This is a genomic window from Streptomyces sp. NPDC002537, from assembly GCF_053594975.1.
This window is the reverse complement of the sequence record NZ_JBSFWT010000064.1, coordinates 1-15,006: the sequence shown is the minus strand read 5'-3', so window position 1 is coordinate 15,006 and position 15,006 is coordinate 1. Positions and strand designations below refer to the sequence as shown.

Sequence of the window (15,006 nt, the reverse complement as noted above, 5' to 3'; positions counted from 1 at the left end):
GGTATCAGGTGTGAGGGGCCAGGTGTGAGGGGCCCTGAGTCGGCCGGGGCCCGTCCGGCCCCGACTGGACCGGCATTGTTGTCCGCGTCCCCGGCCGACTGCGCCCGGGTCCGTCAACCAGCCTTCTTCTGGGCGGGCTTGGCCTCGGTGAGCTCGATGGAGGCGCAGGACACATCGGCCTTGCCGTCCAGGGTGATGGTCTTGACCTCGGTCTTGCCGTCCGCGGTGGTGACCTTGCCCGCGACCTTGCCGTCCGAGGCGACGAGCTTGCGCTCGACCTTGTCCCCGGCCTTGTGAGCAGGCGTTTCGCCGGTGGATCCGGCAACAGCGCGAGCCACGACGGTGCCGCTCTTGCCATCCGCCTGGGTGTGTTTCATGTTGCAGGACGGCGGCTTGGAAGCGTTGCCGGAGTCCGTCCCGGCGGCGAAGGCCGTGCTGCCCGCCGCCACGGTGCCGAATGCGGCCGCGGCCACAGCGACAAGGAGAGACTTCCGACGCGGCATACGAATGGGCTTCATCATGGTGTCCTCTCGTAAAGGAAAAGGTTCTCTCGCGAACCCCTCCGATACGGCCCAGTCCACCTCAACCCATGTTTCCCCGATGTCTCCCCCCGTCGACCGGCTCAGCTGCCGGTCGCGGACTTCCAGGCGTCTATGTAGGACTCGAGGTTCTTGTCGATGTCCGACCAGTCAGGGGTGAAGATCTCCACGCCCTTCATGATGTCGGCGAGCTTGGTGGCGTTCTCGTCGGTCGCCTTGACGTCGGTACGGGCCGGGAAGCCGCCGCTGATCTCGCTGGCCTGCTTCTGGACCTCCTCGGTCAGCAGGTAGTCCAGCAGCTTCTTGCCGTTCTCGCTGTTGGGGGCGCCGTGGACCAGCCCGGCCGCGTACGGGAGGGCGAAGGAGGTGGGCTTGGCGCCGCCCTTGGCCGGGAACCAGATGCCGAGGTTCGGCATGGACTTGGACTGGGCGAAGTTCATCTGGACGTCGCCGTTGGCGACCAGCAGTTCGCCCTTGTCGGTCTTGGGCGCGAGCTTGCTGGTGGAGGAGGACGGGCCGACGTTGTTGGCCTGGAGCTTCTTCAGGTACTCCATGGCCGCTTCCTTGCCGCCGAAGTCGTGCATGGCCTTGATGAGGACGGCCGTGCCGTCACCGGCGACACCCGGCGTGGAGTACTGGAGTTTTCCCTTGAACTTCTTGTCCAGCAGGTCTTCCCAGGTCTTGGGCGCCTCCGAGAGCTCCTTCTTGTTGTGGACGAAGCCGAAGTAGTTGTTGACGACCGACGTCCACTTCCCGTCCGGTGCCCTGCCCGAGCTGTCCACCTTGTCGGCGTTCTTGGGCTCGTACTTCTCCAGCAGGCCCTTGCCGTCGGCCTGCTGGATGAAGGGGGGCAGGGTGACCAGTACATCGGCCTGGGTGTTGGTCTTCTCGCGGGCGACGCGCTGCACCATTTCCCCGGAGCCGCCCTCCACGTACTTGACCTTGATTCCGGTCTGCTTCTCGAAGTCCTTGAAGACCTTGTCGTAGAAACCGTCGCCGTTCTCGCCCTTGAGGCCGTCGGCGCTGTAGACGGTGACGGTCTTCGAGTCGGAGCCGGTCAGGGAGCCGCCTCCGCAGGCGGCGAGGGTGCCGACGAGGGCGAGGCTGCCGGTGACGGCGACGGCGAGCTTGATGGAGCGCTTCATGACGGTGTCCTTTTCTCGCATGGTTTCTCGCATGGTTTCCCGCATGGGGAGTTGCCCGGGGGTCATCGGTAGGTGGCTTTGGTGCGGATGCGGGAGACGGCGAGCAGTACGAGCATCGTCGTTCCCATCAGCACGACCGCGACGGCGGAGCCGGTGAACAGCGCTCCCCGGTCGGTGGCCGTGAAGATCTGGACCGGGAGGGGGACCCAGTCCGGCGGGTAGAGCATCATCGTGGCGCTCAACTCGCCCATGGACAGGGCGAAGCAGAGGCCCGCCGCGGCGTTGAGCGAGGGCAGCAGCAGCGGGATCCTGACCCGCCACAGCACGTACCAGGGGCGGGCCCCGAGGCTGGCCGCGGCCTGCTCGTACGCCGGGTCCAGCCGTCGGACGGCGGCGGAGACCGACTGGTAGGCGAAGGCGGTGACCAGCACCGTGTGGGCGATGAGCACGATCCAGGGAGTGCCGTTGAGCAGGATCGGCGGCTTGCTGAACGCGACCAGTACGGCCAGCCCGACGGCCACCGACGGGACGGCGACCGGCAGCACGAACAGTGCCTCCAGCGTTCTCCGGCCTCGTTTGCCGAGCGCAGCCGCCGACAGGGCGGCCCAGCCTCCCAGCGTCAGCGCCAGCAGACTGGCGCCGACCGCCGTGACCAGGCTCGTGATCAGTGCCTGCAACGACTCGCCCCGCGTGGCGGAGGAGTAGTTGTGCAGGGTTGCCCCCGAGGGGAAGACGCCGGACCAGTGCGTGGCGAAGGACGCTGCCACGATGACGCCCAGGGGCAGGGCGAAGACCGGCAAGGCGAGGCCGAAGAAGACGGCCCAGGAGGCCCAGCGGCCCCTACGGCTATGCACCAACACGTCGGCTCACCACCCGGTAGAGGCCGTACAGGCCCACGGAGATCGCGATGTTGACCACTGCCACGACGCAGGCCGCCGTGTAGTCGGATTCGAGCATCGCCTTGCTGTAGACGAGCATCGGCAGGGTGGTGACGCCCTTGGCGCCGGTGAACAGCACGATGCCGAACTCGTTGAGGCACAGGACGAGCACCAGGCTGCCGCCCGCCGCCAGCGCCGGCAGCGCCTCGGGCAGGATCACCTGGCGCACGATGCGCGCGGGCCGCGCGCCGAGCGAGGACGCCGCTTCCAGTTGCGCGGTGTCCAGCTGGGAGAAGGCGGCGAGCAGGGGCCGCATCACGAACGGTGTGAAGTACGTGATCTCGGCGAGCAGGACGCCCCACGGGGTATTGAGGAACTGGAAGGGGCCGCTCGCGGCGCCCGTGGCGTCGGTCCACAGGCCGTTGGCGATGCCCACGGTGCCGTAGATGAACAGCAGGGCGAGGGTGATCAGGAAGGAGGGGAAGGAGAGGAAGACGTCGATGAACTTGGTGACCGCCTTGCCTCCGGGGAACGGCACGAAGGCGATGACCAGGGCGAGGACGAAGCCGAGCAGCAGGCAGCCGACGGTCGATCCGACGGCCAGCCACACGGTGGTCCCGAGCGCTTCCCGGAACGCCTCCGAGGCGAAGACCTTGCCGTAGGGCTGGAGGGAGGTCTCGCCCGCCGCGGTGGTGAAGGACTGCTGGACGACCAGCGCGAGCGGATAGAGGAAGATCAGCCCCAGGGCCGCGACGGGCGGCAGCGCCCATACGAACCGGGGCACCGACCGGGCCGGTGCGCGTACCGTCCCGGCGGGCTCCCGCGGCCCCCGGCCGGCCCCTTCCCCGCCACCGCGCTGCGAGGGGATCGACGAACCGCGGGTGAGGACAGAGGCGGACCGCGGGCCGGCCGTGGCGGAGGTCGAGTGCGCCGCGCTAGGCATGGGCGACTCCGGCACCGATCAGCACGGCGTCCTCGGCGGCGAAGTTCAGGGTGACCTCGTCGCCCGGTACAGGGGACTCGCGCAGCTCCCGCAGATCGGCCTTGAGACGTTGGCCGGCCACGTCCACGTACAGCCGGTGGGTGGAGCCGCGCCACTGGACCTCGGCGATCGTGCCGCGCAGGGCGTTGGGGCCCTCGCCGAGGCCGACGAGATGCGGGCGTACGCACAGGGTGGCGCTCGCCCCGTGCGCGGCCTCGCCCGTGGTGACCGAGAGCCGGGTGCCCGCGAAGTCCACGGTGTCCGCGGAACCCACCGTCACCGGAAGGAGGTTGGCGTTGCCCACGAACGACGCGGTGAATTCGGTGCGCGGGCTGCGGTACAGCTCCTGCGGTGTTCCGCAGTCCCGCAGCCTCGCCTTGTCCATGACGGCGATGCGGTCCGCGAGTGTCAGCGCCTCGACCTGGTCGTGGGTGACGTACAGCATGGACACATCCGGCAGGTCGCGGTGCAGCCGGGCGAGTTCGGCGAGCATGCCCGAGCGGAGCTGGGCGTCGAGCGCGGAGAGCGGTTCGTCCAGGAGGAGGACCTTCGGGCGGATGGCGAGGGCGCGGGCAATGGCGACCCGCTGCTGCTGTCCGCCGGAGAGCTCCCGCGGATAGCGCTTGGCGTAGTCGGCCATGCCGGTCATCTCCAGGGCCTCGGCCACCCGGCCGGCGATCTCTCCCCGGGGCGCCTTCCGGGCCCGCAGCCCGAAGGCGACGTTGTCGGCCACCCGCATGTGCGGGAAGAGCGCGTACTGCTGGACGACCATGCCGATGCCGCGCTGGTACGGCGGCAGTCCGGTGACGTCCCGGCCGCCGATGAGGACCCTTCCCGAGGCGGGCTGGACGAATCCGGCGACCGCCCGCAGCGCGGTGGTCTTGCCCGAGCCGGACGGCCCGAGCAGGGCCATCACCTCGCCGGGCTCCACGGTCAGGTCGAAGTCGTCCAGGACCGTGTTCTTGCCGTAGACCACCGACACGCCTTCGAAGCGGATGCCCGCCCCCGGCGCGCCGGCCATGTCACTCCCCTCCGATCAGGGAGGGGAGTTCGGCGACCGAGGCCAGGACGTGCGTGGCGCCGGAGTCCCGCAGCGCGTGCGCGCCGTGTGCTCCGGTCAGTACCCCGGCCACGACGCCCGCTCCCGCGCGGCTTCCGGAGAGCATGTCGTAGGACGTGTCGCCCACGGCCGCGATCTGCCGGACGGAGTCCGCGGCGCCGGTGCGCAGCAGGGCGGTGAGGACCATGTCCGGGTAGGGGCGGCCGCGGCCGCCCGCGTCGGCCGGGCAGAGGGTCAGGTCGGCCAGGTCGTGCCAGCCGAGCGTGTCGAGGATCGCGTCCTGGGTGACGCGGGCGAAGCCGGTGGTCAGTACGACGGTCAGGCCGGCTTCGCGCATCGTCCCGATGGCTTCGCGGGCGCCGGGTATGGCGGCGATGTGACCGCCGTCGACCAGTTCCCCGTATGCCTCTTCGAAGGCGGTGTTGGCGCGCTGGGCCGTCGTCTCGTCGTCGAAGAGGTGTCTGAAGACGGAGATCTTGGATTCGCCCATGGTGGCACGGACGTAGTCCAGCTTCTCCGCGTGGTCGGCGCTGCCCGGTTCGACGCCCAGGCGCTGGGCCGCGGCGCTGAAGGCCTGCTCGACGAGGCCCCCGTCGGCGACGGTGGTGCCCGCCATGTCCAGCACCACGAGGGAGATACGTTCCGTCAACTCGCTCACCATCCCAGTTCGTTCGCGGTCTTTTCGGCTATCGCCGGGGAGCAGGTCATGCCGCGGCCACCGGGGCCGGTGACCAGCCAGACACCTTCGCGGGCCTGCTGCCGGTGGACGACGCGGGAGGTGTCGGTGCACTGCGCGTACACGCCCGCCCAGCGGTGGCGGATCCTGGGGAGGGGCCTGCCGAGGATCGTCTCGACGACGGTGCGCAGGTGCTCGTACGGTTCCTCGACCACGTCGAAGGCGAAGGGTGCCTCGTATTCGTGGGTGTCGCCGATGGTGAGGGAGCCGTCGGTGCGCTGCACCATCAGCAGTTGCATCTTGTGCTCGGCGGCGGTCGGTGTCTGGGCCTGTGCCGCGGCCAGGGCGTCGAGCGCGTCGCTCGTGTAGGCGGGGTAGTAGCGGAAGCTGTCGGCGTCGGCGACGGAGGTGGTCAGTGCCTCGCCGAGCGGGTCCGTCTGCATCATCTGCAGGCGTACGCGCCGCACCGGCAGGTCCGGGACGAGCTCGCGGACCAGTCCGCCGAGCCATGCGCCGGTGCACAGCACCACCACGTCGCCGTGATGGACCTCGCCGTGGTCGTCGCGTACGGCCCTCTCCCCCACCACCTCGCGCACTTCGCGTCCGCCGAGGTAGGTGTAGCGGCCGGAGGCCAACAGCGCCTTTTTGAGGACGCGTTGGGCGGTGCGGGGCTCGACGGCGGCGTCCTGCTCGCACCACAGCGCGCCGAGGTATTCGCCGCGCAGCGCGGGATTCATCTCCCGGACCTCGTCGGGGCCGAGGAGTTCCCAGCCGCGGGCGGTGGCGTCGGGGCGCCGGGTGGCGGCCTCAGCGACGGCCCGTTCGGCCTCGTTGCGGACGACGGTGAGCGATCCGATGGCTCGGAAGCCCAGTTCGGGGAGGGTTGTTCCGATGTCCTCCCACAGTTCGCGGGCGCGCAGGGCGGTTGCCAGTTCCTCGCCGCCCGCGCGGCCGCTGACCCAGATCTGTCCGAAGTTGCGGACCGAGGCGCCGCGCGCCTCGGTCTCGCGCTCGATGTGGACCACTTCGTGGCCACGTTCCACTGCCTGCCAGGCGTGCATCGTTCCCAGCACACCGGCTCCGACGACTATGACTCGCATGACCACGACACTCGACGAGCACCGTGAACTGGATCCAGGGCAAAGGCAACGGGAAGGTGAACAGGCCTGCAATACCAGCAAAGACCAGTTACCGATTCGTTATCTTCCGTGAGCCCGGCCTCATCGGGTGACGGCGTCCAGGTGCGTGGTGAAGGAGAACCGGTCGCCCCGGTACAGCGTCCTGACCCGCTCCAGCGGTATGCCTCGCGTGTCACGGGAGTTGCGGTGGATCAGCAGCATCGGAAGCGCGGGCGACGTCCCGATCAGCAGGGCCTCGCGCGGTGTGGCCAGCACCGTCTCCAGCCGCTCGTCCGCACCTCCGAAGCCGATGCCCAGCCGGTCGTAGAGGTAGGCGTAGAAGGACGAGTTGGGCTCGAAGTCGGTGTCCAGCCGGGGCACCCGCTCGACGGCGACATAGGTGCTCTCCAGCCCGACCCGTTCGTCATCGGCGAGCAGTACACGTTCCATGTGCCATACGGGATCCCCTACGTGAAGCTGGAGCTCGGCCGCGAGGGCCTGCGGGCAGGGGAAGCGGTCCAGTCCGGTCAAGTGGCGCCCCGGCCGTTTGCCCTGCCTGCGCACACCCTCGGTGTAGCTCGCCATGGACAGCGGCTGCTCCATCTTGGGGCCCGCCACGACCGTGCCCCGCCCCAGCCGCCGTACCCGCCCTTCCAGGAGCAGTTCACGCAGGGCTTGGCGCACGGTCTCCCGGGAGACCTCGAAGCGCAGCGCCAGGTCACGTTCGGTGGGCAGCAGGCTGCCCTCGCCCAATTCGCCGAGCAGTGCGGCGATTTGGACCTTGACCGCGTAGTACTTCGGGATGCGTCCGTGCTCGGGGATGCCGGACCGGATCGGTGCGCCAGGTGTCTGGTCGTTCAGGTAGTCCACGGGGCCATGTTCGCACCCCGGGCATACGCGTCGGCCGGTCCGCTGACGGGACCGGCCGACGCCTGCGCGAGGTACGCCCCGCTCGTTGTCAGTGGACGTCGCCCATGAGAGCCGTGACCTTCTTGCGGTACATGAAGACCGCGAAGCCGGCGAGGGCCGCGAGTGCCGCCTCGGCCGCGATGACCCCGGTGCCGCTGAGGCTCACACCGGCCAGGGAGAGCAGACCCGTGACGCAGTCGCCCGCCGTCACCGCCAGGAACCACACGCCCATCATCTGGCCCGCGTACTTCTGCGGCGCCATCTTCGTGGTCACCGAGAGGCCGACCGGGGAGAGGCAGAGCTCGCCCACGGTCTGGATCAGGTAGATCGACACCAGCCACATCGGGCTGACCTTCGTGCCGTCGGACGCCATGGCCATCGGGACGACGAAGACGAAGAACGAGCCGCCGACGAGGAACATCGCCATGGCGAACTTGACCACGGTGTTCGGTTCCCGGTTCTTGCGGGACAGCCACAGCCACAGCCAGGCGAAGACCGGGGCCAGCGCCATGACGAACAGCGGGTTGAGCGACTGGAACCAGCTGGAGGGGAAGCCCAGTCCGAAGACCGTGTCCGCCGACTTCGTCTCGGCGAAGGCGGCCAGCGTCGAACCGCCCTGGTCGTAGATCATCCAGAAGACGGCCGCGGCGACGAAGAACCAGAGGTAGCCGCTGACCTTGGACTGCTCGGTGTCCGACAGCTCCTTGTCGCGCTTGATGCGCGTCAGGACGGCGACCGGGAGGATGAGACCCAGCAGCGTGATGGGGACCAGCGCCCAGTTGAGGGTGAAGTTCCCGGTGCCCACGACCACGCCGTAGAAGACGGCGGCGATCGCGCACCAGATCAGACCCTTGACCAGCCAGGCGTTGCGCTCCTGGGCCGGCAGCGGCGTGGGGACCACGTTGCTCCGCGGGCTGAGGTGGCGGGTGCCGATCAGGAACACCGCCAGGCCCAGCCCCATGCCGACCGCGGCGAGGGCGAAGCCCAGGTGCCAGCCGACGGTCTGGCCGACGGTGCCGATCACCAGCGGAGCGACGAAGGCACCCAGGTTGATGCCCATGTAGAAGATCGTGAAGCCGCCGTCGCGGCGCGGGTCGTCCGGGCCGTTGTAGAGGTGGCCGACCATCGTGGAGATGTTGGCCTTGAGCAGACCGGAACCCAGCGCGACCAGGGCCAGACCCACGAAGAACATGGCCTGCCCCGGAACGGCGAGCGACAGGTGGCCCGCCATGATGACACCCGCTCCGACGGCCACGGTCTTGCGGGGACCCCAGACCCGGTCACCGAACCAGCCGCCGGGCAGGGCGAGCAGGTAGACCATCGCCAGGTAGACGGAGTAGATCGCGATGGCGCTGCCCTCGGGCATCTCCAGCCCGCCGCCCTGGCTGCCCGGCTTGGCATCCGGGCCACCGGCGATCAGGTAGAGCACGAGAAGCGCGCGCATACCGTAGAAACTGAAGCGTTCCCACAGTTCTGTCATGAAAAGTACGGCCAACCCGCGCGGGTGGCCAAAGAATGTCTTGCCGCTCTGCTCAGGGGCTGCCAGCCCGCTGTGCTCGGCCGCGCCCTTGGTGGGGAGGGACGCCATAGGGGTTCCTTGAACGGTCGGGACGCCTGAGAGCGACAGCGCGTCCGATGGGTGACCAGCACCGGCGCCGCACTGCGCCGGGATCCACGCCCCCGCTCACATCGGAGCGGCGACCTGGTCAGGAGGTCATTGACTGTGCTCCAGAGTGAGGCCCCTGCCTTGTACACAACAGGGACCTTCGACTCCAAAGCGGGGCCAAAGGTTGACACAAATAGATGACCTTGGGTTTCCGCAGCCTCGGCCACCGCTCCACGGGCCCGCTGGAGGGCTGTACGTGGGGCGGGAGCCCGACCCCGGGCGGTGAGCCCGCCGTCGGGGGCGGCGGTGGCCGTGACGGTGCCGTGGTGATCCACTCCCGGGAGGTCGCCGAGGCGTACGACGAGGTACTTCAGCCGAAGTCGGGCAGGCTCGGCCCGCTGCGCCGAGTCACCCACGAGGCGCTCTTGGCCCAGGCGCCGGGGAGAGCGTTGTCCGCGTCGTCCAGCCAGACCCGCTGTCCTGTACGGGTGGCGGTCAGGCCGAAACGGGCCGGTCCTGGGCGGCCGTTGGTGCTGTGCCAGGTCCAGGTGGCTTCGACTTCGTCCCACAGTCGGCGCGGGCCGTGCTGCCATACCGTGAACCGGTCCTCGCGCTGCCCGTCGTCGTCGACGGCGGCCCAGCTTCCGGCATCGGCGCTCGCCACCCACAGGCGGGTGGCGACGCCGTCGACCGGGTTCTCGTGCCATGCGTGCCACAGGTCCGGAAGGAGCAGGCCGAGCGCGAACTGGGCGTCCAGGTCATCGCCGGCGACGGCGGTCGGTGCGAGACCGGTCGTGGACTCGGTGGGCCGGTGCTCGTCCTGGACGACGTCGCGGAAGAGGCGGACGTCCCGGCGCTGGCCGCGCATGAGCATGAACGCGGAGTGCGGTGAGAAGTTGCCCTGTGCGGTGTGGTCCGGCCGGACGGTGAGGTGGAGGAGCCCGTAGTCGCGCCAGGGGCTGTTCCACGGGGTGAGGACGGTGCCGCCGGGACGGGTCTGGTCGATCCATGCCGGCGGGATCGTGTGCACGGCGCAGGTGGCGATGACGTGATCGTACGGGGCTCCGGCCGGCCATCCGTATTCGCCGTCCGCGGTGACGATCCGCGGTTTCATGGATGCCCTGCAGAGCGCATCGGCCGCATGCCGGGCCACCTGCTCGTCGATCTCGACGCTCGTGACGTTCTCCGCGCCGACGGCGTGCGAGAGGAGGGCGGTGTTCCAGCCGGTGCCGGTGCCGATCTCCAGGATCCGTCGGCCTGGCCGGGGGTCGAGCATCGTGAGCATCCGTACCACGGTGCCCGGGTCGGAGGCCGATGACGAGGGCAGGACCGCGTCGTCGTCGCCGACCGGCCGCCCGTCGTTGATCTGTGTGACCACGGGCTCTTCGGCGTAGGCGAGTTCGAGCCACCGGTCCGGTTCGATGTCGGCGCTCACCTGTGCGTAGTCGCCGTGCTCGTCCTCCGCCCACACCGTGCGGGGCAGGAACAGGTGCCGGGGGGCGGCCGTCAAGGCGGCTTCCCAGCGTGGGTCGACCGGCCCGTTCGCCGCGCGGATCGCGTCGAGCAGGCCGCGCACGGCGGCCTGCTCGCGTTCGCGAAGGGAGCGGAGGGAGCAGCGGGAGTTGCCCATCCCGCTACTTCTCGTCCTTCTTCTTGTGCTTCGGCTCCGGCGCGGGACGCGCGCCGTCTTTGGACGGCGCGGCGATCCCGGGGTCCTTCTTGCCGGCGTGTTTGCCGTCGCCGCCGTCCCCGCCTTTACCGGTGCCCCATCCCATCGCGGCCTCCTCGTGAGGGTCGGTGATGGGCCGACAGTAGTGCGGGACGGAGGTTTTGTCGGCCCCGCAGTTCCTCACCGGCCCATCAGACGCGCCCTAACCGGCCTGGAGGGCGAGGGTCGGGGAGAGTCGGGCGGCCCGGACCGCCGGGTACAGGCCGGCCACCGTACCGATGAACAGCGTGGCGGCGAAGCCTCCGGCGACGGCCCATGGAGGCACCACCCACGGCATGCCGCCCGAGACGGCGTACACATAGGTGGCCAGGGAACCCAGCACCACCCCGGCCAGCCCGCCGAGCCCGGAGAGCAGCAGCGACTCGGTGACGAACTGGATGCGGATCTGCCCCCGGGTGGCGCCCAGGGACCGGCGCAGTCCGATCTCGTGGCGCCGCTCCAGCACCGAGATGATCATGGTGTTGGCGACCCCGACACCGCCGACCAGCAGTGCCACCCCGCCCAGCCCCAGCAGCAGGTTGGTGAAGGCCCCCTCGGTCGCGGCCTTGGCCTGGAGGGCGGAGGACGGGTCGGTGACCCGTACGTTGTTCGGGGTCTCGGGGTCGACGGTACGCGGGATCAGGCCGCGGACCGCGCCGACCGAGGCGTCCGTGGACCGCTCGTAGATCTGGGTGGGGTGTCCGTCGAAGCCCAGCAGCTTGGCCGCGCCCTTCCAGCCCACCAGGGCCGCTCGCTCGATCTCGGGCGTCAGCGGGAGCGGGTCGAGGATGCCGATGACGGTGAAGTACTGGTTGCCGACGAGGACTTGCTGACCCGGTGTGGTGATGCCCAGGCGTTCGGCGGCGACATGTCCGAGCACCACCGACGGATAGCGCCCGGTGGCCTCGTTGAGCCAGGTACCCGAGCCGACGGTGCCGCGCAGGGCCTTCAGGAGACCTTCGGTGGCGGCCTTCACCGAGAGCCCGCCGGTCTCGTCCTTGGAGATCTTCTCGCTGCGCCGGACGCTCTGCTCCAGGTCTCCGGTCGCGCCGACGTGCTCGACGCCGGGGATACGGCCGACCATGCCGGGCGACTCCTTGGGCAGCTTCACCGATTCACCGCTGAACGGGTCTTGGCCGGGCGTGACCTTCAGCATGTTGGTGCCCAACTTGTCGAGTTCCTGGAGAAGTTGGGCCTTGCTGGAGGCGGAGATGCCGACCACCGCGATCATGGTGGCGATGCCGATGGCGATGCCCAGAGCAGACAGCACGACCCGCATCGGCCGGGTGCGCAGGCCCGCCGACCCGACGTGGAAGACGTCGCGGGGGCCGAGCCGGGCGGAAGTCAGCCGGTCGTCGCTCATCCGTCCTCACCTCGTCCGGCACTGTCCGCCAGGGCATCGCTTCCCGCCCGCAGGTCCGCGACGACCTCGCCGTCGCGGATGCGTACCTGGCGGGGCAGCGCGTCGGCGATCTCGCTGTCGTGGGTGATCACGGCGATGGTGGCGCCCTCGGCGTTCAGATCGTGGAGCAGTTCCATGACCGCCTCGCCGGAGGCGGAGTCCAGCGCGCCGGTCGGCTCGTCGGCCAGCAGCAGATCCGGCTCGCCGACGACCGCCCGCGCGATGGCCACGCGCTGTTTCTGTCCGCCCGAGAGCTCGTGCGGGCGGTGGTGCATCCGGTCGGCGAGGCCGACCCGCTCCAGGGCGTGGGCCGCGCGCTCGCGGCGCTGGGCGCGCGGCAGGCCGGAGTAGAGCAGCCCCTCGGCGACGTTGTCCTGGGCACTGACACCGGCCACCAGGTGGAAGGACTGGAAGACGAAGCCGATGTGCCGGGCGCGCAGCGCGGACAGCCGACGGTCGGAGAGGGTCGCCACGTCGTGGCCCGCGATGGTGACGGAGCCGGCGGTGGGCCGGTCCAGGGTGCCGACGATGTGCAGCAGCGTGGACTTGCCCGACCCGGACGGGCCGACGATCGCGAGCAGTTCCTCGCGTTCGATGCGCAGGTCCACCCCGCGCAGCGCCGCGACGCCGCCCGGGTACTCCTTGGTGACCTGGTTCAGTTCGACGACGGTGCTCATGTCTTGGGCACTCCGACCTTCATGCCCTCCGTCAGACCGGATCCGCTGATCTCGACCCTGCCTTCCCCGAACATGCCGAGTTTCACCGGGATCTCGCGGGCCTTGCCGTTCTCCACCACCTGGATGCCGAAGCCTCCGACGGGCAGCGCGAGCAGGGCGTTGACCGGCACGGTCAGCACGTCCTTGCGTACCTCGCCCTCGAGGTCGACGGAGACCGGTGCCTGGTCGAAGCCCTTGGCCTGCCCCGGGTCGGCGAAGGTCACCCGTGCGGTGACCTTCGCCTTGTCCTGCCCGCCCTGTTCCTTGTTGTCGTCGTTGTTGACGTTGCGGTCGACGGAGGCCACCTTGCCCTTGACCTTCTCGCCACCGGGCAGAGTGATGTCGACCCGCGTGCCGGGCCTGGCGAGATCGGCGTCGGCCACGTCGAGCTTGATCTGCACCTCGCGCTCGGATCCGGTGGTGGTCAGGACCGGGCGGCCGGGGCCGGTCTGGTCGCCGACGGCCGCCTCCTTCTTCTTGACCCGCACGGAACTGGGCGCGAAGGCGATCTGGTCCGGGCCGATCTCGCCGGTCTGCTTCAGGTCGTGTGCCTTCTGCCAGCGCTTGACCGCTTCCGCGGTGCCGGAGGTGAACTGCTCGTCCACTGACAGGCCCTGGCCGTAGCCGAGGTCGCGGAGGTTCTCCTTGAGCTGCTTGACATCCGGGCCCTTGTCCCCGGCCTTCAGCTTCCGGTACATGGGGCGCTCGCCGTACATGAGCCGGACCTTGTCGCCGTCGGCCTCGTAGAGGGGCTCATCGCGCTTGATCACCGTGCCGGTGTCCGGGAGCCAGGTGAGGGTGCCTTGTGCCCCGCCGTTGAGCCTGCGCTCCTTGGAGTAGCCGAGGGTGCCGTCCACCTGGGTGCGGCTGCTCAGGTCCTGCCGCTTGATCGAGTCGGTCTTCTGCGGCAGGCCGTCCGTACGGTTCTCGTGGCTCGTGCCGTCACCGCTGGACGCCGAGACGGCCATGGCCCCGCCCGCCAGCGCGGTCGCCACGATCAGCGAGACGATCACCGGCTTCTTGCGGGACTTCTCGCGCTCACTCGCCATTCTGATCACTGCACGCCTTGTTCGCCTTCTCGAACTTGCCCTTATCGACGTCCGGGATACGCTGCGACGTCATCATTCCGCCGTCGAACTTCGGGTCGGGCACGTCGACACCGTTCTTGCGCATGCACTGGGCGAACTTGAGGGCCTTGTCCTTGTCGGCCTGGGATATCTCGCCCTTGCCCGGGCCACCGGACAGGTCGGCGCACGCCTTCATCGCCTTCTTGACCTTCTCGGGGTCACCGTCGATGCCCATGGCCTCCTTTTCGCTCTTGGGCTCGGTCACCTTCGCACCGTTCTTGCGCAGGCACTCGCGGTACTTGTACTGCGCATCGGCCTCCTTGCCCTCGCCGGACGAGTCCGAGCCCTTGGAACTGCTGTCCTTGCTCGAATTCTCGGTGCCGCCGACACAGGCCGTGGCGAACAACGCCACCCCTGCCAGGACCGATGCCGCGATGCCGTACTTGCCGTTCCGCATGGATTTCCTCCGTGTCCGAACATTGGAGACCGACAGCACGGAGGCTGGCACACACCCGCATTTCGTTTCTCTCAACGAAGACGCTTACAACGACGAAAGGTCGCCTTCGGATACACCTGATGCCATGCGCGTGCTGATCGTGGAGGACGAGGAATTCCTGGCAGTCATGATCGCCGAGAGGGTGCGCCGCGACGCCCTGATCGCGCGGGTGCGGGGGAAACGCGCCGGCAGCAGCGTCAACGCCGTGCGGGTCACCCTCGGCGAACTCCGCGCCAGGCTCGGCGATCCCCCGGTCATCACCACCGTCCCCGGCCACGGCTACCACATCGACGGCCCGGCATGAAGCGCCTCGGGCTGCCCGGCGGGGAGCGGGCCCGGCTGACCCTGCTCTACGGCGGGCTGCTCGTCCTTGCCGGAGGCATGCTCATCAGCCTGGTCAACTTCCTCGTCCGCCAGGGCCTTTACGCCTCGATCACCACGGCTGTGGCCACCAAGCGCGGAGAGGTCACCGCTGCCCCGGCGCCCTCCCTCGTGGCCTCCCTCGCCTCAACAAGCCCCGTCTCCCCTGACGAGACAAAACGCTTCCAGACCATCAAGACCTTCTCCGAGGCCGCCGAACAGGCCGCCCAGAACCGGCTGTTGTTCATTTCCCTGATCGCGCTGGCCGTGTTCGCCGTCATCTCCGCGGCCCTGGCCTGGTGGATGGCCGGACGCGTGCTGCGCCCGGTCGGCGTCATCACCCG

General features: G+C 69.4%; 16 protein-coding genes and 1 pseudogene. 2 read left to right on the top strand and 15 right to left on the bottom strand.

Annotated features, from left to right (window positions below):
- Nucleotides 1-113 precede the first annotated feature (113 nt).
- The 15 genes from ACWD4A_RS25355 to ACWD4A_RS25285 form a co-directional block, all read right to left on the bottom strand.
- A complete protein-coding gene (locus tag ACWD4A_RS25355) occupies nt 114-473 on the bottom strand; it encodes a hypothetical protein (RefSeq protein ID WP_451197412.1) in 360 nt (119 codons plus the stop codon).
- Between the two features lie 149 nt (nt 474-622).
- On the bottom strand, nt 623-1,684 hold the full coding sequence (locus ACWD4A_RS25350) for a 2-aminoethylphosphonate ABC transporter substrate-binding protein (RefSeq protein WP_451197411.1): 1,062 nt from the start codon (nt 1,682-1,684) through the stop codon (nt 623-625).
- 62 nt (nt 1,685-1,746) lie between these two features.
- Nucleotides 1,747-2,544 (bottom strand): ABC transporter permease, encoded by a 798-nt coding sequence (locus ACWD4A_RS25345; RefSeq protein WP_451197410.1) that lies wholly within the window; start codon nt 2,542-2,544, stop codon nt 1,747-1,749.
- Nucleotides 2,531-3,505 (bottom strand): 2-aminoethylphosphonate ABC transporter permease subunit, encoded by a 975-nt coding sequence (locus ACWD4A_RS25340; protein ID WP_451197409.1) that lies wholly within the window; start codon nt 3,503-3,505, stop codon nt 2,531-2,533. Before ACWD4A_RS25340 ends, ACWD4A_RS25345 begins: the two co-directional genes overlap by 14 nt.
- Complete coding sequence (locus ACWD4A_RS25335; RefSeq protein ID WP_451197408.1) at nt 3,498-4,565, bottom strand: ABC transporter ATP-binding protein; 1,068 nt, start codon at nt 4,563-4,565, stop codon at nt 3,498-3,500. Before ACWD4A_RS25335 ends, ACWD4A_RS25340 begins: the two co-directional genes overlap by 8 nt.
- Before the next feature lies 1 nt (nt 4,566).
- Nucleotides 4,567-5,253, bottom strand: a complete 687-nt coding sequence (locus tag ACWD4A_RS25330) for a phosphonatase-like hydrolase (protein WP_451197406.1) — start codon at nt 5,251-5,253, stop codon at nt 4,567-4,569.
- 5 nt (nt 5,254-5,258) lie between these two features.
- The gene (locus ACWD4A_RS25325) at nt 5,259-6,380 is read right to left on the bottom strand and encodes a TIGR03364 family FAD-dependent oxidoreductase (protein ID WP_451197405.1); all 1,122 of its coding nucleotides are present in this window, start codon (nt 6,378-6,380) and stop codon (nt 5,259-5,261) included.
- Between the two features lie 120 nt (nt 6,381-6,500).
- Nucleotides 6,501-7,268, bottom strand: a complete 768-nt coding sequence (locus ACWD4A_RS25320; protein WP_451197404.1) for a GntR family transcriptional regulator — start codon at nt 7,266-7,268, stop codon at nt 6,501-6,503.
- Nucleotides 7,269-7,356: 88 nt separating this feature from the next.
- Complete coding sequence (locus ACWD4A_RS25315; RefSeq protein ID WP_451197403.1) at nt 7,357-8,895, bottom strand: peptide MFS transporter; 1,539 nt, start codon at nt 8,893-8,895, stop codon at nt 7,357-7,359.
- A 388-nt stretch (nt 8,896-9,283) separates the two neighbouring features.
- Complete coding sequence (locus tag ACWD4A_RS25310; protein ID WP_451197402.1) at nt 9,284-10,543, bottom strand: methyltransferase domain-containing protein; 1,260 nt, start codon at nt 10,541-10,543, stop codon at nt 9,284-9,286.
- Between the two features lie 4 nt (nt 10,544-10,547).
- Entirely contained in the window at nt 10,548-10,688 is a 141-nt protein-coding gene (locus ACWD4A_RS25305) for a hypothetical protein (RefSeq protein ID WP_451197401.1), read from the bottom strand.
- Between the two features lie 96 nt (nt 10,689-10,784).
- Nucleotides 10,785-11,984, bottom strand: coding sequence for an ABC transporter permease (locus tag ACWD4A_RS25300; protein ID WP_451197399.1), 1,200 nt, complete (start codon nt 11,982-11,984; stop codon nt 10,785-10,787).
- Nucleotides 11,981-12,700 carry an ABC transporter ATP-binding protein gene (locus tag ACWD4A_RS25295; RefSeq protein WP_451197398.1) on the bottom strand — a complete coding sequence of 240 codons (720 nt, stop codon included), beginning with the start codon at nt 12,698-12,700 and terminating at the stop codon, nt 11,981-11,983. Before ACWD4A_RS25295 ends, ACWD4A_RS25300 begins: the two co-directional genes overlap by 4 nt.
- Nucleotides 12,697-13,788, bottom strand: coding sequence for an efflux RND transporter periplasmic adaptor subunit (locus tag ACWD4A_RS25290; protein ID WP_451197397.1), 1,092 nt, complete (start codon nt 13,786-13,788; stop codon nt 12,697-12,699). Before ACWD4A_RS25290 ends, ACWD4A_RS25295 begins: the two co-directional genes overlap by 4 nt.
- Nucleotides 13,778-14,263: a hypothetical protein gene (locus ACWD4A_RS25285; protein ID WP_451197395.1), complete on the bottom strand. Its 486-nt coding sequence runs from the start codon at nt 14,261-14,263 to the stop codon at nt 13,778-13,780. Before ACWD4A_RS25285 ends, ACWD4A_RS25290 begins: the two co-directional genes overlap by 11 nt.
- A gap of 124 nt (nt 14,264-14,387) precedes the next feature.
- Here ACWD4A_RS25285 and ACWD4A_RS25280 point away from each other — a divergent pair, with 124 nt between their 5' ends.
- Both ACWD4A_RS25280 and ACWD4A_RS25275 read left to right on the top strand, forming a co-directional pair.
- The gene (locus tag ACWD4A_RS25280) at nt 14,388-14,606 is read left to right on the top strand and encodes a helix-turn-helix domain-containing protein (RefSeq protein ID WP_451197394.1); all 219 of its coding nucleotides are present in this window, start codon (nt 14,388-14,390) and stop codon (nt 14,604-14,606) included.
- Nucleotides 14,603-15,006 (top strand): annotated as a pseudogene (locus tag ACWD4A_RS25275) (sensor histidine kinase); the annotation flags it as partial. The gene ACWD4A_RS25280 and the pseudogene ACWD4A_RS25275, both read left to right, overlap by 4 nt.

Bases quoted from the DNA above. Each gene is read 5' to 3' on its own strand.
- ACWD4A_RS25310 (WP_451197402.1), bottom strand. From the start codon at position 10,543: ATGGGCAACTCCCGCTGCTCCCTCCGCTCCCTTCGCGAACGCGAGCAG.
- ACWD4A_RS25295 (WP_451197398.1), bottom strand. From the start codon at position 12,700: ATGAGCACCGTCGTCGAACTGAACCAGGTCACCAAGGAGTACCCGGGC.
- ACWD4A_RS25335 (WP_451197408.1), bottom strand. From the start codon at position 4,565: ATGGCCGGCGCGCCGGGGGCGGGCATCCGCTTCGAAGGCGTGTCGGTG.
- ACWD4A_RS25340 (WP_451197409.1), bottom strand. From the start codon at position 3,505: ATGCCTAGCGCGGCGCACTCGACCTCCGCCACGGCCGGCCCGCGGTCC.
- ACWD4A_RS25290 (WP_451197397.1), bottom strand. From the start codon at position 13,788: ATGGCGAGTGAGCGCGAGAAGTCCCGCAAGAAGCCGGTGATCGTCTCG.
- ACWD4A_RS25285 (WP_451197395.1), bottom strand. From the start codon at position 14,263: ATGCGGAACGGCAAGTACGGCATCGCGGCATCGGTCCTGGCAGGGGTG.
- ACWD4A_RS25350 (WP_451197411.1), bottom strand. From the start codon at position 1,684: ATGAAGCGCTCCATCAAGCTCGCCGTCGCCGTCACCGGCAGCCTCGCC.
- ACWD4A_RS25325 (WP_451197405.1), bottom strand. From the start codon at position 6,380: ATGCGAGTCATAGTCGTCGGAGCCGGTGTGCTGGGAACGATGCACGCC.
- ACWD4A_RS25280 (WP_451197394.1), top strand. From the start codon at position 14,388: ATGCGCGTGCTGATCGTGGAGGACGAGGAATTCCTGGCAGTCATGATC.
- ACWD4A_RS25315 (WP_451197403.1), bottom strand. From the start codon at position 8,895: ATGGCGTCCCTCCCCACCAAGGGCGCGGCCGAGCACAGCGGGCTGGCA.
- ACWD4A_RS25305 (WP_451197401.1), bottom strand. From the start codon at position 10,688: ATGGGATGGGGCACCGGTAAAGGCGGGGACGGCGGCGACGGCAAACAC.
- ACWD4A_RS25300 (WP_451197399.1), bottom strand. From the start codon at position 11,984: ATGAGCGACGACCGGCTGACTTCCGCCCGGCTCGGCCCCCGCGACGTC.